28 protein-coding genes are annotated in these 23,073 nt (G+C 70.7%); 8 read left to right on the top strand and 20 right to left on the bottom strand.

What is annotated here, in order from left to right; translation table 11 throughout:
- Positions 1 to 25 precede the first annotated feature (25 nt).
- The gene (locus AB6A69_RS04245; RefSeq protein WP_371059837.1) at positions 26 to 1,600 is read right to left on the bottom strand and encodes a trimethylamine methyltransferase family protein; all 1,575 of its coding nucleotides are present in this window, start codon (positions 1,598 to 1,600) and stop codon (positions 26 to 28) included.
- A 258-nt stretch (positions 1,601 to 1,858) separates the two neighbouring features.
- On the opposite strand from AB6A69_RS04245, the gene AB6A69_RS04240 reads away from it, so the two are divergent.
- Positions 1,859 to 2,170, top strand: a complete 312-nt coding sequence (locus AB6A69_RS04240) for a hypothetical protein (RefSeq protein ID WP_371059836.1) — start codon at positions 1,859 to 1,861, stop codon at positions 2,168 to 2,170.
- Positions 2,171 to 2,207: 37 nt separating this feature from the next.
- On the opposite strand, the gene AB6A69_RS04235 is transcribed toward AB6A69_RS04240, so the two are convergent.
- Positions 2,208 to 2,915 carry an HAD family hydrolase gene (locus tag AB6A69_RS04235; protein WP_371059835.1) on the bottom strand — a complete coding sequence of 236 codons (708 nt, stop codon included), beginning with the start codon at positions 2,913 to 2,915 and terminating at the stop codon, positions 2,208 to 2,210.
- Complete coding sequence (locus AB6A69_RS04230; protein WP_371036984.1) at positions 2,912 to 3,196, bottom strand: DUF3572 domain-containing protein; 285 nt, start codon at positions 3,194 to 3,196, stop codon at positions 2,912 to 2,914. The genes AB6A69_RS04235 and AB6A69_RS04230 overlap by 4 nt, the downstream gene beginning before the upstream one ends.
- 93 nt (positions 3,197 to 3,289) lie before the next feature.
- On the opposite strand from AB6A69_RS04230, the gene AB6A69_RS04225 reads away from it, so the two are divergent.
- A complete protein-coding gene (locus AB6A69_RS04225; protein ID WP_371059834.1) occupies positions 3,290 to 4,666 on the top strand; it encodes a diguanylate cyclase in 1,377 nt (458 codons plus the stop codon).
- A 13-nt stretch (positions 4,667 to 4,679) separates the two neighbouring features.
- Here AB6A69_RS04225 and AB6A69_RS04220 read toward each other — a convergent pair whose 3' ends face one another.
- From AB6A69_RS04220 to AB6A69_RS04205, 4 genes are all read right to left on the bottom strand, one after another.
- A complete protein-coding gene (locus tag AB6A69_RS04220; RefSeq protein ID WP_371059832.1) occupies positions 4,680 to 5,189 on the bottom strand; it encodes a periplasmic heavy metal sensor in 510 nt (169 codons plus the stop codon).
- A gap of 3 nt (positions 5,190 to 5,192) precedes the next feature.
- Positions 5,193 to 5,549: a hypothetical protein gene (locus AB6A69_RS04215; RefSeq protein ID WP_371059831.1), complete on the bottom strand. Its 357-nt coding sequence runs from the start codon at positions 5,547 to 5,549 to the stop codon at positions 5,193 to 5,195.
- The gene (locus AB6A69_RS04210; RefSeq protein ID WP_371059830.1) at positions 5,542 to 6,144 is read right to left on the bottom strand and encodes an RNA polymerase sigma factor; all 603 of its coding nucleotides are present in this window, start codon (positions 6,142 to 6,144) and stop codon (positions 5,542 to 5,544) included. Before AB6A69_RS04210 ends, AB6A69_RS04215 begins: the two co-directional genes overlap by 8 nt.
- Positions 6,145 to 6,228: 84 nt before the next feature.
- The gene (locus tag AB6A69_RS04205) at positions 6,229 to 6,621 is read right to left on the bottom strand and encodes a hypothetical protein (protein WP_371059828.1); all 393 of its coding nucleotides are present in this window, start codon (positions 6,619 to 6,621) and stop codon (positions 6,229 to 6,231) included.
- A gap of 212 nt (positions 6,622 to 6,833) precedes the next feature.
- Here AB6A69_RS04205 and AB6A69_RS04200 point away from each other — a divergent pair, with 212 nt between their 5' ends.
- Positions 6,834 to 7,226, top strand: coding sequence for a DUF983 domain-containing protein (locus AB6A69_RS04200; RefSeq protein WP_371056288.1), 393 nt, complete (start codon positions 6,834 to 6,836; stop codon positions 7,224 to 7,226).
- A 20-nt stretch (positions 7,227 to 7,246) separates the two neighbouring features.
- On the top strand, positions 7,247 to 7,948 hold the full coding sequence (locus AB6A69_RS04195) for an NUDIX domain-containing protein (RefSeq protein ID WP_371059827.1): 702 nt from the start codon (positions 7,247 to 7,249) through the stop codon (positions 7,946 to 7,948).
- A gap of 6 nt (positions 7,949 to 7,954) precedes the next feature.
- Here the strand turns inward: AB6A69_RS04195 and AB6A69_RS04190 are convergent, their stop codons facing one another.
- The gene (locus AB6A69_RS04190) at positions 7,955 to 8,857 is read right to left on the bottom strand and encodes an EamA/RhaT family transporter (RefSeq protein ID WP_371059826.1); all 903 of its coding nucleotides are present in this window, start codon (positions 8,855 to 8,857) and stop codon (positions 7,955 to 7,957) included.
- 20 nt (positions 8,858 to 8,877) lie between these two features.
- Complete coding sequence (locus tag AB6A69_RS04185; protein WP_371059825.1) at positions 8,878 to 9,756, bottom strand: fatty acid desaturase; 879 nt, start codon at positions 9,754 to 9,756, stop codon at positions 8,878 to 8,880.
- A gap of 245 nt (positions 9,757 to 10,001) precedes the next feature.
- On the opposite strand from AB6A69_RS04185, the gene AB6A69_RS04180 reads away from it, so the two are divergent.
- The 4 genes from AB6A69_RS04180 (at position 10,002) to AB6A69_RS04165 (ending at position 13,136) form a co-directional block, all read left to right on the top strand.
- Entirely contained in the window at positions 10,002 to 10,862 is an 861-nt protein-coding gene (locus AB6A69_RS04180) for a helix-turn-helix domain-containing protein (protein WP_371036994.1), read from the top strand.
- A gap of 94 nt (positions 10,863 to 10,956) precedes the next feature.
- Positions 10,957 to 11,829, top strand: coding sequence for an S-methyl-5'-thioadenosine phosphorylase (locus AB6A69_RS04175; protein WP_371059824.1), 873 nt, complete (start codon positions 10,957 to 10,959; stop codon positions 11,827 to 11,829).
- Between the two features lie 57 nt (positions 11,830 to 11,886).
- Positions 11,887 to 12,417 (top strand): adenine phosphoribosyltransferase, encoded by a 531-nt coding sequence (locus AB6A69_RS04170; protein ID WP_371056283.1) that lies wholly within the window; start codon positions 11,887 to 11,889, stop codon positions 12,415 to 12,417.
- A 116-nt stretch (positions 12,418 to 12,533) separates the two neighbouring features.
- A complete protein-coding gene (locus AB6A69_RS04165; protein WP_371059822.1) occupies positions 12,534 to 13,136 on the top strand; it encodes a hypothetical protein in 603 nt (200 codons plus the stop codon).
- 12 nt (positions 13,137 to 13,148) lie between these two features.
- On the opposite strand, the gene AB6A69_RS04160 is transcribed toward AB6A69_RS04165, so the two are convergent.
- The 11 genes from AB6A69_RS04160 to coxB all read right to left on the bottom strand — a co-directional run bounded on the left by AB6A69_RS04160 (position 13,149) and on the right by coxB (position 23,036).
- Entirely contained in the window at positions 13,149 to 14,579 is a 1,431-nt protein-coding gene (locus AB6A69_RS04160; protein ID WP_371059821.1) for an FAD-binding oxidoreductase, read from the bottom strand.
- A complete protein-coding gene (locus AB6A69_RS04155; protein WP_371059819.1) occupies positions 14,579 to 15,472 on the bottom strand; it encodes an MBL fold metallo-hydrolase in 894 nt (297 codons plus the stop codon). Before AB6A69_RS04155 ends, AB6A69_RS04160 begins: the two co-directional genes overlap by 1 nt.
- A 124-nt stretch (positions 15,473 to 15,596) precedes the next feature.
- Positions 15,597 to 16,181, bottom strand: a complete 585-nt coding sequence (locus tag AB6A69_RS04150; protein ID WP_371037243.1) for a GNAT family N-acetyltransferase — start codon at positions 16,179 to 16,181, stop codon at positions 15,597 to 15,599.
- Complete coding sequence (locus AB6A69_RS04145) at positions 16,181 to 17,443, bottom strand: M16 family metallopeptidase (RefSeq protein ID WP_371059818.1); 1,263 nt, start codon at positions 17,441 to 17,443, stop codon at positions 16,181 to 16,183. Before AB6A69_RS04145 ends, AB6A69_RS04150 begins: the two co-directional genes overlap by 1 nt.
- Positions 17,440 to 18,831, bottom strand: coding sequence for a threonine synthase (gene thrC, locus AB6A69_RS04140; protein WP_371059817.1), 1,392 nt, complete (start codon positions 18,829 to 18,831; stop codon positions 17,440 to 17,442). The genes AB6A69_RS04145 and thrC overlap by 4 nt, the downstream gene beginning before the upstream one ends.
- The gene (locus tag AB6A69_RS04135) at positions 18,828 to 19,520 is read right to left on the bottom strand and encodes an SURF1 family protein (protein WP_371059816.1); all 693 of its coding nucleotides are present in this window, start codon (positions 19,518 to 19,520) and stop codon (positions 18,828 to 18,830) included. Before AB6A69_RS04135 ends, thrC begins: the two co-directional genes overlap by 4 nt.
- A gap of 114 nt (positions 19,521 to 19,634) precedes the next feature.
- Positions 19,635 to 20,438 carry a cytochrome c oxidase subunit 3 gene (locus AB6A69_RS04130; RefSeq protein ID WP_371037003.1) on the bottom strand — a complete coding sequence of 268 codons (804 nt, stop codon included), beginning with the start codon at positions 20,436 to 20,438 and terminating at the stop codon, positions 19,635 to 19,637.
- A gap of 22 nt (positions 20,439 to 20,460) precedes the next feature.
- Positions 20,461 to 21,063: a cytochrome c oxidase assembly protein gene (locus AB6A69_RS04125; RefSeq protein WP_371059815.1), complete on the bottom strand. Its 603-nt coding sequence runs from the start codon at positions 21,061 to 21,063 to the stop codon at positions 20,461 to 20,463.
- Positions 21,060 to 21,224, bottom strand: a complete 165-nt coding sequence (locus AB6A69_RS04120) for a hypothetical protein (protein ID WP_371059814.1) — start codon at positions 21,222 to 21,224, stop codon at positions 21,060 to 21,062. The genes AB6A69_RS04125 and AB6A69_RS04120 overlap by 4 nt, the downstream gene beginning before the upstream one ends.
- Complete coding sequence (gene cyoE / locus AB6A69_RS04115; protein ID WP_371059812.1) at positions 21,215 to 22,156, bottom strand: heme o synthase; 942 nt, start codon at positions 22,154 to 22,156, stop codon at positions 21,215 to 21,217. The genes AB6A69_RS04120 and cyoE overlap by 10 nt, the downstream gene beginning before the upstream one ends.
- A 58-nt stretch (positions 22,157 to 22,214) precedes the next feature.
- Complete coding sequence (gene coxB, locus AB6A69_RS04110; RefSeq protein ID WP_371059811.1) at positions 22,215 to 23,036, bottom strand: cytochrome c oxidase subunit II; 822 nt, start codon at positions 23,034 to 23,036, stop codon at positions 22,215 to 22,217.
- Positions 23,037 to 23,073: the final 37 nt, after the last annotated feature.

The raw sequence follows: 23,073 nt of genomic DNA, 5'->3' as shown, positions 1-23,073 counted from the left end.
CCGGCGGCCGCGCGCCGCCGCCGGGTCAGAAATCGGTGGGCGCGCCGCCCTCGGCCTTGCGGAGGCTGACGAAGGCCTCGAGCTCCTCGCGCACCGCCGCGTCCATCGGCGGGGCCTCGAAGCTGCCGATGATCTCCTTGAAGACGCGGTGCGCGCGCTCGGCGGTCCAGACTGCGCCCGCGGCTTCCCACGCCTCGTAATTCTTCCAGTCCGAGACGAAGGGCTGGTAGAAGGCCGTGGTATAGCGTTCCTGCGTGTGCTGGATACCGAAGAAATGGCCCTGGTCGCCCACCTCCGCCACGGCGTCGAAGGCGATCTCTTCGGGTCCTGTGGCGCAGATCTCGGGCTCCATGTAGCGCTGGATCATCTGCAGGATCTCGCAGTCCATCACGAATTTCTCGGGGCTCGCGATCAGCCCGCCCTCGAGCCAGCCCGCGGCGTGGTAGACCATGTTGGCCCCCGACTGCACCGCCGACCACAGGCTGTTGGAGGTCTCCCACATCGCCTGCCCGTCGGGCACGTTGGCCGCGCAGACGCCCGAGGCGCGCATCGGCAGGCCGTAGAACCGCGCGAGCTGGCCGGTCATCTGGGTGGCCCTCATGTATTCCGGCGTGCCGAAGGCGGGCGCGCCCGACTTCATGTCCACGTTCGAGGTGAAGGTGCCGATCGCCACGCAGGCGCCGGGGCGGATGACCTGCGCCAGAACCACGGCCGAAAGCGCCTCGGCGAGGCTCAGCGACACTGCCCCCGCCATGGTCACCGGCGCCATCGCGCCAGCCAGCGTGAAGGGCGTGACCACGAGGCCCTGATTGCGCCGGGCAAGGCGCATCCAGCCATCCATCATCGGGTGGTCATGCTTCAGGGGCGAGGTCGAGTTGATGTTGGTGTACATCTTCGGCCCGGACTCGAACGCCTCGTGCGAGTGACCGCCGGCGATGCGCACCATCTCCATCACGTCGTCCACCCGCTCGGCGCCCAGCGCATACGCATGCATCGCCTTGTCGGTGAGCGTGAGCTTGTCGAAGAGCACGTCGAGGTGGCGCACCGACGCGTGCAGGTCCACCGGTTCGACGGGATAGCCGCCGGCGAAGTGGATGCAGTTGAAGTACTGCGTGAGCTTCAGCAGGTTGGCGCATTGCTCGCGGGTGCCGGGCACCTTCCGGCCTATCTCCATGTCCCAGTAGTTCGGCGGCGAGGAGACGTTGCCGAAGAGGATGTGCTTGCCGCCCATGGTGATGCGCCGCTCGGGGTTGCGCGGCGTGATGTCCCACTGGCGGGGCGCTCTCGCCACCATCTCCATCACCATGTCGCGGCCCATGCGCACGTTCTGGCCGTTCACCGTGCAGCCCGCCCGGGCGAGAATGTCCACCGCCTCGGGATTGAGGAAGGTGATCCCGATCTCCTCGAGGATGCGCATGGCGCCGTCATGAATGGCCTGAACGCCGTCCTCGCTCAGCGGTTCCGTGGGGCGGTCGATGTTCACGGGCAGCCGCCAGGGCATCTGCTCGATCACGGCGGTGCCGCGTCGTGCAGCGTTGCCCGCGCGCCCGCCGCCGCGGCGGCGGCGCTCGGGCGCGAGGGTCTCGCTGGGTCTGGGCATGCTCGAGGCCATGGGTCCCTCCTGCCGGTGTCCGGGCCAGAAGAAACGCCGCGCGCGGCCCGGTCGTGCCGGTTTGCGACGGATATGGTCGCGATTCTTCATCCCGCTCCGGAATGCGGCGATGCCGTGACGCAAGGGCACCCATCGCGCGGGCGCGTGCCCGGAAACGCCCCCGGACGGGCGCGATCCGATCATCCTTTCGCCGCAACGGGCGGCTATCGTTCAGGTTGGGAATGACCGGGAAAAGGCGCACGGATCGTGACGGTGGTCGTCGGACAGGAAAGGCTCGCTCCGGATTGGCGGCTTCTACGCACTGCCGACGGGCTGGTGCGTATCCTGCGCGATCCGCCCTGCGCGCGCCGGGCCTACGACCCGTTCGGGCCAAGGGGACGCTGCCCGGCAGAGGACATCCTGATGACGCTCTTCGGAGATTTCGTCGTGCCGCTCGGGCCACTTTCGACGGAAGACGAGGTCGTGGTGGGGATGTGGCGGGCGCTGCCCTGCAACGACAACCGCGATCCCGGCACGGGCGCGACAGCGACGCCGTCGCGCCGGCCGCGTCTGAACTAGCCCGCACCCCGTCAGGCGGCCGCCGCGGCGCACGCCGTCAGGCCGTGCCGAGGCCAAGCCACGCCGGCAGATGCCCGATATCGGGCAGAACGGCATCGGCGAGCGGTGCGAGCGACGCCTCGCCCGCCGGCCCGGTCAGCACCGCCACCGTCTGCATGCCCGCCGCGCGCCCGGCATGCAGATCGTGCGGGCTGTCGCCGACCATCACCACCCGCGATGGCGCGACCCCCGCCGCACGCGCGAAGGCGAGAAGCGGCCCCGGCGCGGGCTTGGCGCCATGACCGCTGTCGGCCCCCGCCACGAAGGCGAAGGCCTGCTCCACCCGCGCCGCGGCTAGATGCGCGCGCGCCGAGGCCTCGCTGTCGTTCGTCATGACGCCGAGGGTCATGCCCGCCGCCCCGAGCGCCTGCATCAGCGGCGCGAGCGGCACCGCCTCCGAGAGCGGCGCCTCGGCGGCGCGATCGGCCAGCCAGAGTTCGAGCGCGGCGGGGTCCGCGCCCGGAAGCGCCGCGGCCAGCAGTTCGGCCGCCTCGCGGTTGGTGCCCGCGATCACGGGACTTTCGGGCAGGAAGGCCCCGGCCGTCAGGTCATAGCCCACCGCGCGGGCCAGAACGGTCGCCCGCGCCGGCGCGCCGCCCGACAGCGCGCCGATCACCTGCTCGGCCCAGGGGCCCCAGGTCGCCTCGAATCCGAAGAGCGTGCCGTCCTTGTCGAACAGCACCGCGTCGGCGCGCCGCGCGGTCATGTCCAGTGCACCTGCGTGCCGCCGGGAAGCCGCGCCCGCGCCTCGGCCGGGCGCGTGCAGGGATGGCCGGTGGCCTCGCAGAAGGCGGTCACCCAGAGATCGTCCATCAGCAGGAAGTCGAGGACGGCGGCCAGCGTCTCGGGGCGGTCGGCCTCGCTCCGCAGCGTGTCGGCGTCCAGCCCAGTGGCCCCCATGAACACGCCCAGAAGATCCGCATCGGCGGCAAGCCACGCCAGCGCCTCCGCGGCGAGCGCCTCTGCCGCGTCGTCGCTCATCGCCATGCCGATCCTCCTCCCGAAAGATTTTCTTAACCAGTTTCATAAAGAGTGGGCATCAGGAAAGACAAGCGCGCCGCAACCGCGCGAGGAGCGAGCATGCCGGGCAGATTGCTCATCGTCGAGCCGGAAACAACCCGCCGCATCGCCTTGCGCGCGCGGCTCGCGGGCACCTTCCCCGACCCGGTCCTCGCCGCCGACGCGGACGAGGCGCGCGCGCTCGCACGGGCGGGCGCCCCGGATCTCGCGGTGCTCGGCGCCGGGCTGGCCGGCGCCGAGATCGAGCGCCTTGCCGCCACGCTCCGCACCTTGCCGGGCGAGGCCCCCGCGATCGTGGCGCTGCGGCCCGCCGCCGACGGCGCAGGCCGGCGCGCCGCCCTCGCCGCCGGGCTCGACGACGCCCTCCCGGATCTGCGCGACGGCGCGCTTCTCCTCGCGCGGCTGCGCAGCCTGCTACGCGACCGGGGCGACGGGCTCGCGCCGGAGGTACGCCGCAGCGCCGAGGCGGCGATGGGCTGCGCCGAGGCAGCGGCGGGCTTCGCCCCCGCGCCGCGCATCGCGCACGTCGCCGCCGAAGGGGTGTGCGCACGGGCGCAGGCCGATGCGCTGTCCGCGGCGCTGGGCGTACCGGTCCCGCTCACGCCGGCCGCGGCGCTGCTGACGGCCCAGGGGCCCGCACCCGACGCGGTGCTGATCGGGCTGCCGCCCCACGCCGACGCGGAGCTGGAACTTCTTCCGGCGCTCCGCGCGCAGCACGTCTTGCGCCGCGCCGCCATCGTGGTCCATGGCGGCGACGCGGGCGGTCGCGCCGTCGCGCGCGCGCTCGACCTCGGGGCGCATGACGGAATGCCCGGCCCCTTCGAGGTCGAGGAGCTCGCCCTGCGGCTGCGGGGCAGGTTGGCCGCGAAGCGGCGCGCCGACCAGATGCGCGCGGCGCTCGAGGCCGGTCTTGCCGCGGCCGTCATCGACCCGCTCACCGGCCTGCACAACCGCCGATACGCGGTCCCGCAGCTTGCCCGGATCGCGGCGGCGGCGCGCCAGGAGGATAGGCCCTTCGCCGTGATGATCGCCGATCTCGACCATTTCAAGCAGGTCAACGACCGGCACGGCCACGCCGCCGGCGATGCCGTGCTGACCGAGGTCGCGCAGCGATTGCGCGCCGGGATCGGGGCCGACGCTCTCGCGGCGCGGATCGGCGGCGAGGAGTTCCTGCTGGTGGTGCCGGACATGCAGCGCCACGCGGCCGAGGCCGCGGCACGACGTCTTTGCGCCGCCGTCGCCGAAAGACCCTTCGCGCTGCCCGATGGCCAGGGTGCGGTGCGGGTGACGATCTCCATCGGTCTCGCCGTCGGGCCCGACCCGATGGCGGCGGGACATGCCGAACCCGAAGCGCTGCTCGTCCAGGCCGACCGCGCCCTCTATCGCGCCAAGGCGCGCGGACGGAACTGCGTCCGCCTCGGCCGCCCCGCCGCGTGACGTCCGACGCGCCTCAGGGGCGACCCGCGCCGCCATGGCGGCCGCCGCGCATGGCCTCGGCAAGCCGGTCGGCATAGCGCGCACGCTCTTCCGGGCGCATCGCCGCGATCTTCGCAAGAAGCGCGCGCCGACCGGCGTCCTGTACGAGACTCGCCGCCGCGAACTGGCGGGAGAGGAGCGCCTCGAACCGCTCGACCGAAAAGGGATCGTCCCGAAGGAGCGAAAGCGCCTCGTCAAAACTCGACCGTCGCGCCTCGCGGGTCATGCCGCCGGCCCGCAGGGCCTGCCGGATGTCCCGGCCCACAGCCAGGCGGTCTCTCACCGGCAGTGCCGCGACGTAGGGCCAGCCGCCGTCGCGTGCCATCGGCGCGCGCCCCTCGCCCCGCAGGGCGAAGCCCGCCACCATCCCCACCACGAGGAGATTGAGCGCAAGCGAGCCCACAAGCAGGATCCTCACCCAGAGCGGCGTCCCCGGGCGGCCGTCGCCGCATTGGCTGCCGCGTTCCGCTTCCGACTCGGTCATCGCTCAAAGCTCCTCCAGCGCCAGCTCGAACCCGGCCGCGGGCCCGGGCATCGCCGCGTCGCCGCCCGCGAGGGCGGCGAGGCCACCGTCGAGCGCCCGCGGCGCCGCCACCCCGATCCAGACCCCGGCGAGCGCCGCCGCGGAGAGCCCCGCCGCCGCGGGCCAGCCGCCGAGCGTCCGCCAGATCTCCAGAAGCGGCCCCGGCGCGCGGGCGCGCCGCGAGGCGGGCGCGGAATTCAGCGCCGCGGCATCGGCGCGCACGCGCTCGGAGAGACCCGCGGGCGGCTCGGGCCTCGCGGCCCGCGCGGCGGCGAAATGGCGCTCGAGCAGCGCCTCGGTCTCGCGGTCGATGTCATTCATCGCGGTATCCCAGTGCCTCGCGCCGCCCGGACAGACTGCGGGCGAGCGCTCTCTTGCCCCGGGCGGTCAAGCTTTCCACCGCCTCGGGGCCGATCTCCATGATGCGGGCGATCTCGGCGTTTCCAAGCCCCTCGATATGGCGCAGCACCACCGCCTGGCGCTGGCGCGGCGGGAGCGTGGCGAGCGCGGCCTGAAGCGCCTCGGCGCGCGCCGTCTCCTGCAAGGCCGCCTCGGCGCCCGGCCACGTGTCCGCGGGCTCCGGCACCTGGTCGAGCGCGAGCGCGCCGCCCGGTCCCGGCCGGGCCGTCCGGCGCTGGCGGTCGATGCAGAGATTGGCCGTCACCCGGTAGAGCCATGTCGTCACCTTCGCTTCGCCCGCCCGCCACTCCGGCGCCACCCGCCAGAGCCGGAGCATCGCCTCCTGCGCCACGTCCTCGGCTTCGGCCGCATCGCCCAGAAGGCGGACGGCATGGGCGTAGACCACCGGCAGGAGCCGATCCGTCAGACGGCGCGCGGCCGCCCGGTCGCCCCGGGCGGTCGCGGCCAGCAGCGCCGCGTCGTCCAGTTCCGGGCCAGCGTCCTGAGGCATCGCCATGTCGCTCCGGCGTAGTCGCAAGTCCTGCCCGGCGCAATCGGCGGGAAGCGCGCCCCCCGCCGGATGTGGCCCGCGCCGCCCGGTTCAGGGCCGGCCGACCCCGCCGTGATGCGCCCCGCGCATCCCGCGGATGGCGGCGAACTCCTGCCGCGTGAGCGCGCCGTCGGAATTCGCATCGAGCCGCGTGAACATGCGGTCCGCGCCGCGACGCGCTGCAAGCTCGGCCCGGTCGAGCGCACCGTCGCCGTTCATGTCGAGCCGCGCCACCATGCGCGCGATGCGCTCGGCGCGGCGCCGCTCGGCCGCCGCCTCGAGTTCGGCCGGCGACAGCGTGCCGTCGCCGTCGGCGTCGAGCGCCTCAAAACGGGGCGTCTCCCGGGCGCCGTCTTGCGCGCGCGCCGCGCCGGCCGCGGAGGTCAGGGCGAGGGCTGCCAGCGCGCCGAGAAGGGCGGCGGGGGTCAGGAACGAACGGGTCATGTCTGGTCTCCTTGGTGTCGCGTTTTGGTCAGGACCCGGGTCCTTTGCGTCCGGGGTCGCAGGCTGGTACGACGCGCGGCGCGCGTTCCATCGCCGAATGCCGCCGCAAGGGGGCCGCCGCGAGCGCGGCATCCCGCCGCAAGGACAGGCTGCCGCGTTTCGGGCATGGGCATGGCAGGGCAGTGTGGGCGGCACGCGAGCGAGGTGAGACGATGCAAGATCACACGACCATTCCCGACCCGCGCCCGGCCCTTCCGGCGCTCTGGCGCGGATGGCGGCGGCGCTGCCCGAGCTGCGGCCAGGGCCCGTTGCTTTCGGGTTACCTCGAGGTGCGCAACGCCTGCACCGTCTGCCGCGAGGAGCTGCACCACCATCGCGCGGATGACGGACCCGCCTATCTCACGATCCTCATCGTCGGACACGTGATGGCGCCGCTTCTGCTCATGGTGTTCATGGCGTGGCGGCCCGAGCCGCTGGTTCTCTTCACCATCTTCGCGGTTGGCTGCGTCGGCCTCTCGCTGTATCTCTTGCCGAGACTGAAAGGGATGGTGGTGGCCTTCCAGTGGTCGCGGCTGATGCACGGCTTCGGCGAGGATCCGGCCTGACCCGCCATCCAGGGGGAGCCATGACCGCCGACAGCACGCCGATCCGCGACGCCGCCTCGGTGATCGTCCTGCGCGACCGGGCCACGGAGCCGCGCATCCTGATGGGGCAGCGCGGGGCGGCCGCGGCCTTCATGCCCAACAAGTTCGTCTTTCCCGGCGGCGCGGTCGATCCGCGCGACGCCGAGGTCCCGCTGGCAGAGGGGCTTCACGAGGTCTGCGCCGCGCGGCTGGCCGAGGACGCGGCCCCGAACCTCGGCCCCGCGCTCACCGCGGCGGCCGTGCGCGAACTCTGGGAGGAGACGGGCCTCATCCTGGGCGCGCCCGGACGCTGGCAGGGCACGCCCGGCGTGGACTGGACGGAGTTCGCCGCCACCGGCCACGTGCCCAGCGCGGCGGGGCTCAGCTTCGTCTTCCGCGCGATCACCCCCCCGGGCCGGCCGCGCCGCTTCGACGCGCGCTTCTTCCTCGTGGACGCCGACCGGCTGGCCTCGGACCCCGACGATTTCAGCCGCGCGCAGGACGAACTGAGCCATCTGAAATGGGTGCCGCTCGCCCGCGCGCGGGAGGTGGACCTGCCCTTCATCACCGAGGTGGTCCTCGCCGAGGTGGCCGGGCGGCTCGCCGATCCCGGCCCGCCGCCCTCGGTCCCCTTCTTCCGGAACACCGACGAGGAAAGCCTGTTCCTGCGGCTGCGGGGCAAGAGCCCGCTCGCGGCGGGCTGAGGCGCGTCAGGCGAGGAGGACGAGGCTCACCACCGAGGCCGAGAGCAGCGCGATCCCGGCGAGTTCCGTGCGACTCACTCGCTCGCGGAACACGAGCACGGTGATCGCCAGCGAGAAGATGAGCTCAACCTGCCCCACGGCCTTCACGAGCGCCGCCGTCTGGAGCGTGAAGGCGAGGAACCAGCAGAAGCTGCCCGCCATGCTCGAAAGCCCGACCCAGAGCGCCACGCAGCGCGCGCCCCAGACCGCGGCGAGCTGGCCGGGCTCGCAGGCGCGCAGGTAGAACGCCATCCCGATCATCTGCGCCGCGGTCACGGCCGCCAGCGTGACGCCCGCGCGGAGGAGCGGGTCTTCGCTCGCCACCTCGAGGGTCGCGCCGCGGTAGCAGACGGAGGAGATCGCGAACAGGAACCCCGAGCCCAGCCCGAGCGCCGCGGCGCGGTTGGCCAGGCGCCGCCAGCCGCGCACCACCTCGCCCGGCGCGGCCGAAAGGAGCCAGACGCCGAAGAGCCCGAGCAGGATCGCGGCGAAGGCCGCCCAGGAGATGCGCTCGCCCAGAAGCGCAACCCCCACGACCGCCGTCTGAACGACCTCGGTCTTCTTGAAGGTGATGCCGACAGCGAAGTTCCGCGCCCCGAAGAGCGCGACCACGCAGGCCGTGGCCAGCACTTGCGCGGTGCCGCCGGCCAAGGCGTAGGCCCAGAAAAGCGCGCCGGTTGCAGGAAGGCCGCCGCCGGTGACTGCGAGGTAGGCCGAGAGCGCGAGCGTCACCAGCGGCGCGGAGTAGGCGAAGCGCGCGAAGGTCGCGCCGACGGTGCTGAGCGCCCCCATGCGCAGCACCTTCTGCAGCGTGAAACGCAGGGTCTGGAACGCGGCGGCCAGGAGGGTGACGAGGATCCAGAGCTCCATCGCTTCCTACTGGCGCGGTTTCAGCCCCTTGGCCAGAGCGGATGCGGCACGGGATCCTTGGCGCGGCGGAAGTAGCGCGCGAACACCTCTGCGTAGCTCGCGTAGCGGTAGCTGTCGTTCCGCGCGAGGTAATGCGCGCGATTCGCGGCATAGACCGCGGGAAGCCGGTACCAGGGCACGCGCGGGTGCATGTGGTGCACGACGTGCAGGTTGTTGTTCAGGAACAGCAGGGAAAGCGGCCCGCGATCCTCCACGATCACGGTGCGCGCGCGGGGTTTCTCATGCGCCTGGTGTTCGAGGAAGGTGCGGATCTTCAGGATCGAGAGCGCGCCGTAGACCGAGGCGAGATAGGCCCACCACGGCATCGCCGCGACCGCGCCCATCCAAAAGACGACCAGCGCCACCGCCGGCACGTGCAGGAGCCAGCCGGCCAGCACCCGGCGGTCGCCCGCGCGGATCGCGCGCCAGTCGGTGGCCATGAAGGCCCACTGCCCGATGGCGGGCCCCACCAGAAGCCGCCCGGCGAGCGTGTTGTTGAACGCCAGCAGGCGCTTCTGCCACGCGGGCAGCCGCGCCCAGACCCGCGGATCGCGGTAGTTACTTTCCGGATCGTCGTAGGGGTCGGTGATGATCGCGTCGTTGTGGTGGGCGAGATGCGTGTCCTTGAAGCGCAGGTAGGGCACGACGAGCGTCAGCGCGGGGAAGACCAGCGCCGCGTTCAGAAGCGGATTGCGGAACGGATGGCCGTGCAGCACCTCGTGGCTGAGCGAGGAGTGCAGCGCCCCCGAAAGCGCCACCAGCACGATGCCGAGAGGAAGCCAGAACGCCGCGGCCCAGGTGGTGCCGAGCGCCCAGACGCCGTAGGCACCGACCAGAAGCGCGAGCGTGGGCCACTCCACCCTCCGGGCGGTGCGGGGATGCGCGCGGGCGTCCGGAGGGGCCTTGGCGGAGAGAACGGGCCCCGAAAGGTCCGTCGTCGCCGCCCGGGCATCCGGGCACAGGGCGTCACGTTGCAAGCCGCGTGGTTGCGTCGTCATTCACGTCTCCGATTGTCTGAAACCGCAGAACGAGTATCAGCGGACGATGTGCTGCGGAATTCCGTATATGATTAACAAAACGCCGCGAATGTGATACAAATCACCACATGACGCAGATTATCGACAAACGCCGCCGCGCGGAACAATTCCGCCAACGGCTCCGCCAGGCGATGGACGTCACGCAGACCAGCCAGAGCGCGCTCGCCCGCGCGATCGGCGTGGACCGCTCCACCGTCTCGCAGCTTCTCAAGGAGGGCGGCGCGCGGCTGCCGAACGCGCAGGTGGTCGGCGAATGCGCCGCGGCGCTGCGCGTCTCGGCGGACTGGCTGCTCTCGCTCTCCGACCGGCCCGAAAGCGCGGCCGAGATCATGGCCAACTCACTCACCCTGACAGAGGCGCCCCGGGCGCTCGTGGACGAGCAGATCTTCGCCTGGCATCGCGAGGCGGAGGGCTACAAGATCCGCCACGTTCCCGCCGGGCTGCCCGACATGCTCAAGACCCAAGCGATGCTCGAATGGGAGTATTCGCCCCATCTGGGCCGCACCGCGCAGCAGGCGATCGGCGCCGCGCAGGACCGGCTGGCCTGGATGCGGAGCGCGCAATCGGACTACGAGATCGCGATGCCGCTTTTCGAGATCGACAGCTTCGCCGCCGCCGAAGGGTATTATTCCGGCCTGTCACGAGAGATTCGCCTGGGCCAGATCGACCGTCTGCTGGAGCTCAACGACCAGTTCTATCCGCGGCTGCGAATCTTCCTGTTCGATGCGCGGCGGGTCTATTCCGCGCCGGTCACGGTGTTCGGGCCGATGCTGGCGGTGCTCTATGTCGGGCGGAACTACCTCGCCTTCCGCGACAGCGCGCGGGTGCAGGCCTTCGTGCAGCATTTCGACTGGCTCGTGCGCGAGGCCACGGTCTCGGACCGCGACTTCGCCGCACATCTCGCCCCGCTGCGCGCCGCGCTCGCCTAGACGCGCGACCTTGCAGGGAGGGCTCTTGCCCTTTTCCTTTCGCCCGGCTGCGGGCAAGACTGCGCGGGGAAAGCCAGCAAAGGGAACGGCACGGATGGCGGAACGCATGATCGGGGTGATCGGGGGCTCGGGCCTTTACGAGGTGGAGGGGCTTGCGCAGCCGCACTGGCGCACGGTCGAGACACCCTGGGGCGCGCCCTCGGATTCGGTCCTGACCGGGCGGCTCGACGGCGTGGCCATGGCGTTCCTGCCCCGCCACGGGCGCGGCCACCCACTCGACCCCGCCTCGGTGCCCTATCGCGCCAACGTCGCGGCGATGAAGATGCTGGGCGTGACCGACCTCGTCTCGGTCTCGGCGGTGGGCTCGTTCCGCGAGGCCATGAAGCCCGGCGACTTCGTGATCGTGGACCAGTTCATCGACCGCACGAAGGGCCGGGCGCAAAGCTTTTTCGGCCCCGGCTGCGTGGCCCATGTGAGCCTCGCCCACCCCACCTGTCGCCGGCTGATGGACGCGGCCGAGGCCGCCGCGGCGGCGGCGGGCGCGACCGTGCACCGGGGCGGCACCTACCTCGCCATGGAGGGCCCGCAGTTCTCCACCCTGGCCGAAAGCCGCCTCTACCGCGATGTGTGGGGCGCGGACGTGATCGGGATGACCAACATGCCCGAGGCGCGCCTCGTGCGGGAGGCGGAGCTCTGCTACGCCTCCGTCGCCATGGTCACAGATTACGACAGCTGGCATCCGGACCACGGGGAGGTCGAGGTGACCGAGATCCTGAAGACCGCCGCCGCCAATGCCGAGACCGCGCGCCGCATGCTCGCCGCGCTGCCCGGGCTTCTGGGCCCGCACGCGCCCTGCCCGGAAGGGTGCGACCGGGCGCTCGAACACGCGATCATCACCGCGCGGGACGCCCGCGACTCCGAGATGGTGGGCCGGCTGCGCCCGATCGCGGGCCGGGTGCTGGATTGACACCGCAAGCACGCCGACGCGCGCCGCGCCCCCACATTCCTGCAGGAAGAGTTTCGCATGAACGACGTCAAGGATTACATCCGCACCATCGTGGACTTCCCCCATGAAGGAATTCTCTTTCGCGACGTGACGACGCTGTTCGCCGACCCGCGCGGGTTTCGCATGGCGGTGGATCGGATGCTGCATCCCCATGCCGGCCGGCGCATCGACATGGTCGCGGGCCTCGAGGCACGCGGCTTCATCCTGGGGGGCGCCGTCGCGCACCAGCTCGGCGCGGGTTTCGTGCCGATCCGCAAGAAGGGCAAGCTTCCGGCCGCCACGATCTCGGAAAGCTACACGCTCGAATACGGCGAAGCGGTGATGGAAGTGCACGACGACGCGATCGCGCCCGGCCAGTCTGTGCTGATCGTCGACGATCTGCTGGCCACCGGCGGCACCGCCGAGGCCGGCATCCGCCTCGTGGAGCGGTTGGGCGGCGACATCGTCGGCTGCGCCTTCGTGATCGAACTGCCGGAACTTGGCGGACGCCGCAAGCTCGAGGCGCTGGGCATGGACGTGCACGCGCTTTGCGCGTTCGAGGGCGCTTGAGACCCCCAGGGCCGCATGCGCCGCCACAAATTCGTGAGGCGCGCGCAAGTCGGCTCGACAGGCCGCGGGGACCGCGATAGCCAGCTAAGCAACCCGTCCAAGATCGTGCGAGTGCCGTGACAATCCTGCCTGCCCTGGCTCGTCTTTGCCTTCTCGTCACCGCGCTTGGCCTTGCGGGGTGCGCCGCACCGCGCGAGGGCCCGCCGCCCCCCGGCACCGCCGCCGAGATCGATGAGCTGCGCCTGGGGCTTCTGGCGCTCGGCCCCGACGTCGACCCCGAGGAGGCCGCCCGCGCGGCGCGGCTGACCTATGACACGACGCATCGCCTCGCCCTCGAATACCGGATCGTGGATCCGCCCCTCGTGCACAACGCGAAGGTGAATGCGGGTCTTAAACCGCGCGGCCTTTGCTGGCACTGGTCGGTGGATCTGGGCGCGCGGCTCGAGCAGGAGAACTTCGAGACGCTCGAGGTGCATTACGCCATCGCCAACGCCTTCAACCCCTTCCGGATCGAGCACAGCACGGCCATCCTCAGCAGCCGCGGCGACAGCATGTATGACGGCATCGTCGTGGATCCGTGGCGCAAGGGCGGCGTTCTCTTCTGGTCGCCGATCGCGGAGGATGTCCGCTACGACTGGCAGCCGCGCATGGAGGTGTTCGCGCGCAAGCGCGCGGTGCAGGACCGGCGCGAGGAGCTTACCGCGCGCGAAAGCTTCTGAGGCAGGCGCGCGTCAGGCCCGCAGAACGGCGCCCGGATTCATGATGCCCATCGGATCGAGCGCCGCCTTGATCGCGCGCATGGCCGAAAGCTTGGCCGGGTCGGCGTAGCGTTCCAGATCCTCGACCTTGAGGCGCCCGACGCCGTGCTCGGCACTAACCGACCCGCCGAGCGCGTGCACCAGGTCGTGCACGCAGCGCTTGATGTCGTCGCGCCGGGCCGCGTCATCCGCGCGCCCCTGCCCCGCGACGGGAAAGACGTTGTAGTGCAGGTTGCCATCGCCCACATGGCCGAAGCAGTTGAGGCGGAACGCCCCGATCTTCGCCAGCGCGGGGCCCGCGCGGTCGATGAGTTCGGGGATCGCGGCCAGCGGCACGGAGATGTCGTGGCTCGAGATCGCGCCGATGTGGCGGTTGGCCTCGGGTATGCGCTCGCGCACCGCCCAGAACTCGGCGCGCTGCGCCTCGGACTGCGCCACGATCCCGTCATCCGACAGACCCGCCTCGAGCGCGTGTTCGAAAAGCGTCTCCAGTGCCCCGGCGGGGTCGAGCCCGCGCGGCAGCCCCACCTCGATCAGCACCGACCATTCCGGCGGCTCCGGCCAGGGCAGGCGCGTCTCGGGCATGGTCTCGGCCAGGAAGTCGAAGCCCTGCCGGTGCATCAGTTCGAAGGCGCTGATCCCGTCGCCGAGCTGGTCGCGGGCCAGCGCGAGCAGCCCAAGCGCGGCCGCGGGGCTTTTCACGGCCAGAAGCGCCGTGCCTTCGCCCGCCGGGCGCGGGTGCAGCGCGAGCGAGGCTGCGGTGATCACGCCGAGCGTGCCCTCGGAGCCGATCAGCAGGTCGCGCAGATCGTAGCCCGCGTTGTCCTTCCTGAGCGGCGTGAGGCCGTGCCAGAGCGAACCGTCGGGCAGCACCGCCTCGAGGCCGAGGCAGAGCGCCCGGGCGTTGCCGTAGCGCAGCGTGTTGACGCCGCCCGCGTTGGTGGCCAGAAGCCCGCCGATGCGCGCACTGCCTTCCGAGGCGAGCGAGAGTGGGAAAAGCCGCCCGGCGCCGGCCGCGGCGGCCTGCACGTCGGCGAGGATCGCGCCCGCCTCGGCCACGAGGACGTTCTCTTCCGGCGTGACCGAGCGGATCGCGGTCATCCGCTCCAGCGACAGGATGACCGGGGCGGGGCCCTCCGGCGCGATCTGCCCGCCCACCAGCCCGGTGCCGCCGCCATAGGGCAGGACCGGCACCCGCGCCTCCGCGGCGGCGCGGATCACGGCCGCGACCTCCTCGGCGCTGGCGGGGCGCACCAGCACGCCGCCCTGCCCCTGCCAGCGTCCGCGGGGCTCTTCGAGATAGCCCGGCGCGAGCGGGCCGATCGCGCCCGCCCCCAGCCGTGCGGAAAGGCGTTCCGCGAAGCCGGCGTCGGCGGAGACGAGATGGGGCTGGCCGTCCGCCATCACTCGTCCCGCAGCCAGGCGGGCTGGAGGAACACGACGGTGGGCCGGTCCGGAAGCGTGGCGAGGCTGATGTCGATGTAGGGCGCGCCCTGATCCACGATGGCGAATTCGTCGGCCATGCCCGCGCGGAACGCGCCCAGCGATTGGCCCGAGAACCAGTGCATCGGCAGCACGACCGAAGACCGCAGGCGCTTCAGCGTGGCGATCATGTCCGACAGCCGAAGCGTATAGCCCCCGTCCACCGGCGCCATCACGACATCGAGCCGTCCGAGCGCGGCGAACTGTTCGTCGGTGGGAACGTGGTGCAGGTGCCCCAGATGCCCGATGCAGAGCCCCGCCACCTCGAAGACGAAGATCGAATTGCCTTTGGGTTCGTCGGCCCCGCCGAAGCCCGAGCGGATGTCAGTGGACACGTTGCGCACCAGCATCTCGCCGAGATCGAGGTGATGGTCGACTCCTTCCCCGAACGCCTCCCCCCAGCCGCGCAGCACATGGGGGATCGCCGGGTCGGGGTTGGCCGTCCAGTGCGTTTCATGGGCGTGGTTCATCGTCACGACATCGGGAATGAGCGCGGTGTTCCCGATGAATCCGGTGTAGTCCGTGACCGCCGTAAGCCCGCCATGGGTACGCAGCAGAAAGGAGGCGTGCGCGATGAAATGCAGCCGCACCGTGTTTTCTGGCAAGGGCTCGGTATGGGACGCCGTGCCGCCTGCCGCGTGGGTGCCCTCGTGGGCGCGCCAGAGGCGTTCGGGCCCGGCGGCCGAAGCGCGGTGCAGGTAGTGTAGCCCCGGCGCCTGCTCGGCGACGGCGATGCAGTGGCTGGCGCGGCGCTCCTGCGCGGCGGCCGGCAGGGCGAAAAGGACGAGCGCGACGGCAACGGCAATCCGGATCATCAGGGCACCTCCTGATTGAAACGATAGCACGGATGGCGCGATCCTCCATCCGAAGGTGTCCCTCGGCCCGGCCGGTCCGCGGGCGCCGCGCGGCCCGGGACCGCCGTGTCCGCGCAGCGCCCGTTCATCCCGCATCCGTCCGGCCCCGGCGATCGGCGCGCAGCGCCGCGTAAAGCACATGGGTGCGCCATCGCCCGGCGATCTGAAGATAGCTCTGCGCGACACCCTCGTATTTGAAGCCCGCGCTTTCCAGAAGCCCGCGCGAGGCGACGTTCTCGGGCAGGCAGGCGGCCTCGATCCGGCTGAGGTCGAGCCGGTCGAAGGCGTGGTGGACCACCGCGTCGATCGCCTCGCGCATGTAGCCCTGCCGCGCGTAAGGCGCGCCCGTCCAGTAGCCCAGCGTCCCCGACTGCGACGGCCCGCGCCGGATGTTGTCGAGCGTGATCGCCCCCACGAGGACCTGATCGTCGCGCCGGATCATGAAGAGCGGCACCCCGGTGCCGCCCGAGACCGCGCGGCTGGCCCAGTAGACCCGGTTGGTGAAGGCCTTGCGCGAGAGGTGGTCCGTGGCCCAGGCGGGTTCCCAGGGCGCGAGGAAAGCTTCGCTGTTGCGGCGCAGCGTGGTCCAGTTGCGGAAATCGGCATGCTGGGGCGGGCGCAGGGTCAGCCGCTCGGTCTCGAGCCGCACCGTACGCCGCGCAAGAAGCATCACGCCGCCCGTCGCGCCTGCAATTCGTCGAGGCCGGGCGCGCCCGAGACGGGCCCGTAAAGCGTGAGCGCGGCGCGCGACCCGGTGACGAGCCGCGCACCGAAATCGCGCACGTCACCGGTGGTGACCGCATCGACCCGCGCCACGGTGTCCTCGACCGTGGGCACCTCGCCCCAGATCTGCACCATGCGTGCGAGGCGCTCGGCACGGTTCGACGGGCTTTCGAGGCCCATCAGCAACCCCGCCTTCATCTGCGCGCGCGCCCGCGCCACCTCGTCCGGGGTCATGTCGTCGGCGGCGCGCTTCATCTCGTCGAGTGTGATCCGCGCGAGCCCCCCAAGCTGGTCGCCGCCGGTGCCAGCATAGATCGTCATCATGCCGGTGTCGGCATAGGCGCCGGCCTGGGCGAAGATCGTGTAGCAGAGGCCGCGCCGCTCGCGCAGTTCCTGAAACAGGCGGCTCGACATGCCGCCGCCGAGTGCGACGGAATAGACCTGCGCGGCGTAGACCTCCGGATCGGTCTGCGCAGGGCTTTCGAAGGCCAGGGCGAGATGCGCCTGCTCGAGCGGTTTTTCGCAGCGCATTTCGCCGCCGCGGAACTCGGCGCCGGCGGGCGCGGGCGCCGCGCGCGGGACGAGATGCCCGAACCGGTCCCCGGCCGCGCGCAGCAGCCAGTCATGGTCGATATCCCCCGCCGCGGCGAGGATCATGCGCCCGGGCCCGTAATGCTCGGCCACGAACCGCGCGAGGTCCTCGCGCCCGAAACGGCCCACCTTCTCGGCGGGGCCGAGGATCGGCCGCCCGATGGGCTGGCCGGGATAGGCCACTTCCTGAAGCCAGTCGAAGATGATGTCGTCGGGCGTGTCGAGCGCCTGGCCGATTTCCTGAAGGATCACGCCGCGCTCGAGCTCGATCTCGCGCTCCTCGAAGCGCGGCGCGAGCAGGATGTCGGAAATGAGGTCGAGCGCCAGCGGCACGTCCTCGCCCAGAACCCGTGCGTAGTAGGCCGTGGCCTCGCGCGAGGTATAGGCGTTGATGTAGCCGCCCACGTCCTCGATCGCCTCGGCGATCTGCAGCGCCGTGCGCCGCTCCGTGCCCTTGAAGGCCATGTGCTCGAGGAAATGGGCGATGCCGTTCTGCTCCTCCCGCTCGTCGCGCCCGCCGGCGCAGACCCAGATGCCGATGGCGGCGGATTGCAGCCCGGGCATGTGTTCGGAAACCACGCGCAGGCCGTTGGGCAATGTGTCGAGTCGGGTCGTCAATTCCGGATACGCTCTCTTACGATGTCTTCCAGCGCGGCGAGGTCGTTGGGCGCCTCGGTCACGCGTTCGTCAAGCTCATAAAGGTTCGCCATGCGCGGGGGAAGCCCCGGGCGGATCCCGGTGGCCTTTTCCACCGCGTCGGGAAACTTCGCCGGGTGCGCCGTGGCGAGCGTGACCATCGCGGTGCCGGGATTCCGCAGCTCTTCGGCGACCTTCACCCCCACCGCGGAATGGGGGCAGAGAAGCTCCCCGGTCCGGCCGAGCGTGCGCTCGATCGTCTCGAGCGTCTCCGCCTCGGTGGCGCGGCCCGAGGCGAAGACCTCGCGCAAGCGCTGGAGCGCGCCCTGGCTGACCGCAAAGCCGCCCTCGGTCTTCAGCTCGTCCATCAGCGCGGCAACCGCACGACCGTCGCGGTCATAGGCGTCGAAGAGCGCGCGCTCGAAGTTCGAACTCACCTGGATGTCCATGGACGGGCTGACCGAGGGGATCACCGCCTCGGTGCGATACTCGCCGGCGGCGAGGCAGCGGTGCAGGATGTCGTTCTGGTTGGTGGCGACGACCAGGCGCTCGATCGGCAGCCCCATGGCGCGGGCCACCCAGCCCGCGAAGACGTCGCCGAAATTCCCGGTGGGCACCGTGAAGCTGACGGGGCGGCCGGGCGCGCCGAGGCTGGCCGCGGCGGAGAAGTAGTAGACGACCTGCGCGAGGACCCGCGCCCAGTTGATCGAGTTGACGGCGCCCAGCCGCACCGCGTCGCGGAAGGCGAAATCGTTGAACATGTCCTTCACGCGCGCCTGGCAGGCGTCGAAGTCGCCGTCGAGCGCGATCGCGTGGACGTTCTCTTCCACCGGCGTGGTCATTTGCCGGCGCTGCACCTCCGACACCCGGCCGTTCGGGAAAAGGATGAAGACATCCACCGCCTCGAGCCCGCGGAACGCCTCGATCGCCGCGCTGCCGGTGTCGCCGCTCGTCGCGCCCACGATGGTCACCCGTTCGCCCCGGCGCTGCAGCGCCGATTCGAAGAGCTGCCCGATGAGCTGCATCGCGAAGTCCTTGAAGGCCAGCGTGGGCCCGTGGAAGAGTTCGAGCAGGAAATGGTTCGGCGCCAGCTGCTTGAGCGGCGCGCGTGCCGCGTGGCCGAAGCCCGCATAGGCACGCGATGCAAGCTCGGCGAAGGCGTCCTCGGTGAAGCTTTCCGAGAGGAAGGGATACATGACGCGCACCGCCGCCTCCTCGTAGGGAAGCCCCGCCAGCGCGGCGATGTCGCCCTCGGCCATGCGCGGGATGGCCTCGGGCACGTAAAGCCCGCCGTCGCGCGCAAGCCCCGTCAGCATCGTGTCCTCGAAGCCAAGAACGGGCGCCTGCCCCCGCGTGGAAACGTATCTCATGACCGGGTGTCCCTCCGTCCCGTCCTGCCGAGCGTGCGCCAGACAAGAAACATGCTCATCGCCGCCCAGACCGCCGCCAGCCCGAACCAGGTGACCGCGTATTCGAGGTGATCGTTCGGGATGCCGGCAGTGTCCACCGGCAGCGGCGTCAGGCCCGGCGCCGAAAGCGACGTTTCCCGCACCACGACGAGCACCGGCTCGGTTCCGAGCGCCTCCGCCATCCGGGGCACGTCGCGCGCGAACCAGATGTTCGCATCGAGGTCGGGCTCCGGCGTGAAGCCGTCCACCTCGTCGGGCCAGTGCAGGTTGCCGACGATATCGGCCGCGCCGGTCGGGCGATCGGCCTCCTTGGCCTCGTTGCGCACGTAGCCCCGATCGACCATCACGCGCCGCCCGGCCTCGGTCGAAAGCGGCGCGATCACGCGAAAGCCCGCCCCCTCGGCCCGCGTGGAGACGAGGACGTGCAGCTCGTCCTCGCCGATCTCGCCCGACACCGCGACGGGCAGGTAGCGGTCCGCCTCGGGATCCGGCTCGGCCGGCAGCGGCACGGGCTCCGCCGCGATCCGGGCCTCGATGTCGGCGAGCACGCCCTCCTTCCACGCCAGCCGCTGGACCTGCCAGACGCCGAGCGCGATCAGGACGGCGGTGCCGAGGATGCCGATGAGCAGCGGGCCGAGGATACGGCGCATGACGAACTCTCCCGGAACGGATCGGGGCGCGCGACCCCTGCCCGCGCGCCCCGTCTTGAACCTGCCCGCGACCGGATTTGCAACCGGACGCGGCACCTTTCGGCCCGCCGCGGGTCAGATGCCCCAGATGTAGACGGCGAAGAAGAGGAACAGCCAGACCACGTCGACGAAGTGCCAGTACCAGGCCGCCGCCTCGAAGCCCATGTGGTTCTCGGCGGTGAAATGCCCGGCCCGCACCCGCAGGTAGCACACGAACAGGAAGATCGTGCCGATGATCACGTGCAGGCCGTGGAATCCCGTGGCCATGAAGAAGTTCGAGAAGAACTTGTCCCCGCCGAAGGTCCAGTCCTGCTCGACGAGCAGGTAACGGTACTCGTAGGCCTGAAGCGCGGTGAAGGCGACGCCCAGGATCACGGCGATCAGAAGCCCGTTCGCCACGTCCTTGCGGGGCCCGTTGTGCACCAGCGCGTGGTGCGCCCAGGTGACCGCGGTCCCGGACAGCAGAAGCACGAGCGTGTTGATGAGCGGCAGGTGGAACGCATCCACCTGATAGAATTCCGGCGGGACGTAGCTGGAGCCCGCGTATTCGTTCATCGGGTAGATCGCGTGCTTGAAGAAGCTCCAGAACCAGGCCGCGAAGAACATCACCTCCGACATGATGAAGAGGATGAAGCCGTAGCGCAGCCCGATGAGCACCACCGGCGTGTGGTCGCCCTGCAGGTTCTCGGCCACCGTGTCGGCCCACCACGCATACATGACGTAAAGCACCAGGGCGAAGCCGATCAGTGCCATCCACGGGCCGCTGCCGTGCATCCACAGAACGGCCCCGAACAGCATCACGAAAGCCCCGACCGCGCCGAGGAACGGCCAGATGGAGGGGTTCAGGATGTGGTAGTCGTGGTTTTTCTCATGCGCCATTACGGGTCCCTCGCTGGAGCGCTTACTTCACTGTCGTCGCGTCCGGCTGCGTCAGCGCGGCCTGGGTGGTCGCGTCGGGCAGCGGAATCTCGTGGAACGTATAAGAGAGCGTGATGTGCGGCAAATGCTTGGCGTCGCGGTCGTCGACGATGTCGGGGTCCACGAAGAAGGTCACCGGCATCTCCACCCTCTCGCCGGGTTGCAGCACCTGCTCCTCGAAGCAGAAGCAGTCGATCTTGGCGAAGAACCCGCCCGCCTCGAAGGGCGCCACGTTGTAGCTTGCCGTGCCGGCCACCGGACGGTCTGTCGGGTTGTAGGCCTCGTAGAAGGCCAGCCCCGTCTCGCCGATGCGCACCTCCATGCTGCGCTGCACCGGGCGGAACTCCCACGGCATGTCGCGGGCCTTTGACGCGTCGAACCGAACGGTGATCGTCTGATCGAGGATCACGTCAGAATCGGCACCTGCCCGGCTCGTCTCCCCGCCATAGCCCGTGACCCGGCAGAAGAGATCGTAAAGCGGTACCGACGCCCATGCCATCGCGCCCATGAAGAGAAGCGCCGAGCAGACCTGCACGACCGTCCGGGTCTTGGGCTCGAGCGCGGCGAATGGATTGCGCAGGCTCATCCGTATCCCTCCTCCAGCTTGGGCGGTTCGTACTCGCCCTCCGACACCTTCGCGACCGTCACTGCGAAAACGATGACGACGAGCGCGGCGAGCGCGAGGCCCACGCCGAGATTGCGCCCGAGACGGCGCTTGTGCAGGTCGTGCGTCCGGCTCAGAGCCATGCCCACACCCCCAGCCGTGTCAGCCCGGCATCGACGAGGATCGCGCCGAAATGCGCGAAGAGATAGATCAGCGACAGCCGGAAGAAGCGCTTCTCCACCGCGTAGGAATCCGCCTCGGCCGTCGCCTCGTCGCGCTGCCAGATGCGCCACGCCCCGACAAGGAACATCGCGTTCAGCACCACCGCGGCGGCGAGGTAGACCGGCCCGCCGATCGGCGTCGCCGCCACCCAGAGCGCCAGCGCGGCCAGCGCCACGGTATAGGCGAAGATGTGCCGCCGCGTCGACCGCCGGCCATGGGTCACGGTCAGCATGGGCACGCCCGCGTCGTCGTAGTCGGACCGCATGAAAAGCGCGAGCGCCCAGAAATGCGGCGGCGTCCACATGAAGATCAGCGCGAACATCAGCCACGGCTCTAGGCTCGTGCCGCCCGTCGCCACGGCCCAGCCGATCACGGGCGGAAAGGCGCCCGCCGCCCCGCCGATGACGATGTTCTGCGGCGTCGAACGCTTCAGCCACATCGTGTAGACGACCGCGTAGAAGAAGATCGTGAAGGCGAGCAGACCGGCGGCGAGCCAGTTCGCCGCGAGACCGAGCAGCCCCACCGACAGCCCCGACAGACCGAGCCCGACCGCAAGCGCCTCGTCGGGGGTCACGAGCCCGGCCGGCACGGGGCGCCGGCGGGTGCGGCGCATCACGGCGTCGATGTCGGCGTCCCACCACATGTTGAGCGCGCCCGAGGCGCCCGCACCGACCGCGATGAAAACGATCGCCGCGAAGCCGATCACCGGATGCACGCCGCCCGGCGCGGCCAGCAATCCGACGAGCGCGGTGAACACCACCAGCGACATCACGCGCGGCTTCAGCAGCGCGAAATAGTCGCCGAAGCCCGCTTCCTGCGGTCCGCTCGCACTCTGGAGGCTGACGTCGGTCATGGTCTTCCTTCGATGGCGGCGGGCCGCGCAGGGCCCGCCTGTCGAGACGTGCGTCGGCTTACTCCGCCGCGGCCACGTCGTAGGCCGCGGGCTGTCCCGCGTATTCCGCCCGCGCGCCGTCGAGCCACTGCTCGTAGGCCTCGGGGCTCACGACCTTCACCGTGATCGGCATGTAGGCGTGGTCCTTGCCGCAAAGCTCGGAGCACTGGCCGAAGTAGACGCCCTCCTTCTCGGCGTTGAACCACAGCTCGGCCAGGCGGCCGGGAACGGCGTCCTGCTTCACGCCGAAGGCGGGGATCGTCCAGGAATGGATCACGTCGGCGGCGGTCACCTGCATCACGACGGTCGCGCCGCTCGGGACCACGACGGCCGTGTCCGTGGCCAGAAGGTACTCGCTCTGGCTGTAGCCGTACTCCTCGAGCTGGTCGCGCTGCAGCATGAAGCTGTCGAAAGCGAAGCCCTCGTCGACGTATTCGTACCCCCAGAACCACTGGTAGCCGGTCACCTTGATGGTGATGTCGGCCTCGGGAATCTCCTGCTGCTTGAAGAGCACGGGCAGCGAGAAGGACCCGATGAATACCAGAATCACGATCGGCACGACGGTCCAGGCGACCTCGATCGGCGTGTTGTGGGTGAACTTGGCGGGCTCGGGGTTGCGGCGGCGATTGTAGCGCACGATCGAGACCGCCAGCAGCGCGGTGACGAACAGCACGATCGCGGTGATGATCACCATGAGCATCCCGTCGAGCCACTGCAGGTCGCGTGCGAGCTCGGTCGCCGCGGGCTGGAACCCGGTGGCGCGGTCCACCGGGCGGCCGATGATCTCCAGCCCTTCGGTGGCGGCGTTCATGTCCTGCGCGGCTGCGGGAAGGGCGGTCATCGCAGTCAGAGCGGCGGAAAATGTCTTGATCGGTCGC

It is taken from the genome of Rhodosalinus sp. 5P4 (genome assembly GCF_041365695.1).
GTDB lineage: Bacteria > Pseudomonadota > Alphaproteobacteria > Rhodobacterales > Rhodobacteraceae > Rhodosalinus.
The sequence above is the reverse complement of the archived record's forward strand: the minus strand, read 5'-3'. Positions and strand labels throughout refer to the sequence as shown.

Excerpts from the sequence above, each read along its gene's own strand:
- AB6A69_RS04245 (WP_371059837.1), bottom strand. The coding sequence starts at position 1,600 with ATGCCCAGACCCAGCGAGACCCTCGCGCCCGAGCGCCGCCGCCGCGGC.
- AB6A69_RS04235 (WP_371059835.1), bottom strand. The coding sequence starts at position 2,915 with ATGACCGCGCGGCGCGCCGACGCGGTGCTGTTCGACAAGGACGGCACG.
- AB6A69_RS04230 (WP_371036984.1), bottom strand. The coding sequence starts at position 3,196 with ATGGCGATGAGCGACGACGCGGCAGAGGCGCTCGCCGCGGAGGCGCTG.
- AB6A69_RS04225 (WP_371059834.1), top strand. The coding sequence starts at position 3,290 with ATGCCGGGCAGATTGCTCATCGTCGAGCCGGAAACAACCCGCCGCATC.
- AB6A69_RS04220 (WP_371059832.1), bottom strand. The coding sequence starts at position 5,189 with ATGACCGAGTCGGAAGCGGAACGCGGCAGCCAATGCGGCGACGGCCGC.
- AB6A69_RS04215 (WP_371059831.1), bottom strand. The coding sequence starts at position 5,549 with ATGAATGACATCGACCGCGAGACCGAGGCGCTGCTCGAGCGCCATTTC.
- AB6A69_RS04210 (WP_371059830.1), bottom strand. The coding sequence starts at position 6,144 with ATGGCGATGCCTCAGGACGCTGGCCCGGAACTGGACGACGCGGCGCTG.
- AB6A69_RS04205 (WP_371059828.1), bottom strand. The coding sequence starts at position 6,621 with ATGACCCGTTCGTTCCTGACCCCCGCCGCCCTTCTCGGCGCGCTGGCA.
- AB6A69_RS04200 (WP_371056288.1), top strand. The coding sequence starts at position 6,834 with ATGCAAGATCACACGACCATTCCCGACCCGCGCCCGGCCCTTCCGGCG.
- AB6A69_RS04195 (WP_371059827.1), top strand. The coding sequence starts at position 7,247 with ATGACCGCCGACAGCACGCCGATCCGCGACGCCGCCTCGGTGATCGTC.
- AB6A69_RS04190 (WP_371059826.1), bottom strand. The coding sequence starts at position 8,857 with ATGGAGCTCTGGATCCTCGTCACCCTCCTGGCCGCCGCGTTCCAGACC.
- AB6A69_RS04180 (WP_371036994.1), top strand. The coding sequence starts at position 10,002 with ATGACGCAGATTATCGACAAACGCCGCCGCGCGGAACAATTCCGCCAA.
- AB6A69_RS04175 (WP_371059824.1), top strand. The coding sequence starts at position 10,957 with ATGGCGGAACGCATGATCGGGGTGATCGGGGGCTCGGGCCTTTACGAG.
- AB6A69_RS04170 (WP_371056283.1), top strand. The coding sequence starts at position 11,887 with ATGAACGACGTCAAGGATTACATCCGCACCATCGTGGACTTCCCCCAT.
- AB6A69_RS04160 (WP_371059821.1), bottom strand. The coding sequence starts at position 14,579 with ATGGCGGACGGCCAGCCCCATCTCGTCTCCGCCGACGCCGGCTTCGCG.
- AB6A69_RS04155 (WP_371059819.1), bottom strand. The coding sequence starts at position 15,472 with ATGATCCGGATTGCCGTTGCCGTCGCGCTCGTCCTTTTCGCCCTGCCG.
- AB6A69_RS04150 (WP_371037243.1), bottom strand. The coding sequence starts at position 16,181 with ATGCTTCTTGCGCGGCGTACGGTGCGGCTCGAGACCGAGCGGCTGACC.
- thrC (WP_371059817.1), bottom strand. The coding sequence starts at position 18,831 with ATGAGATACGTTTCCACGCGGGGGCAGGCGCCCGTTCTTGGCTTCGAG.
- AB6A69_RS04135 (WP_371059816.1), bottom strand. The coding sequence starts at position 19,520 with ATGCGCCGTATCCTCGGCCCGCTGCTCATCGGCATCCTCGGCACCGCC.
- AB6A69_RS04130 (WP_371037003.1), bottom strand. The coding sequence starts at position 20,438 with ATGGCGCATGAGAAAAACCACGACTACCACATCCTGAACCCCTCCATC.
- AB6A69_RS04125 (WP_371059815.1), bottom strand. The coding sequence starts at position 21,063 with ATGAGCCTGCGCAATCCATTCGCCGCGCTCGAGCCCAAGACCCGGACG.
- AB6A69_RS04120 (WP_371059814.1), bottom strand. The coding sequence starts at position 21,224 with ATGGCTCTGAGCCGGACGCACGACCTGCACAAGCGCCGTCTCGGGCGC.
- cyoE (WP_371059812.1), bottom strand. The coding sequence starts at position 22,156 with ATGACCGACGTCAGCCTCCAGAGTGCGAGCGGACCGCAGGAAGCGGGC.
- coxB (WP_371059811.1), bottom strand. The coding sequence starts at position 23,036 with ATGACCGCCCTTCCCGCAGCCGCGCAGGACATGAACGCCGCCACCGAA.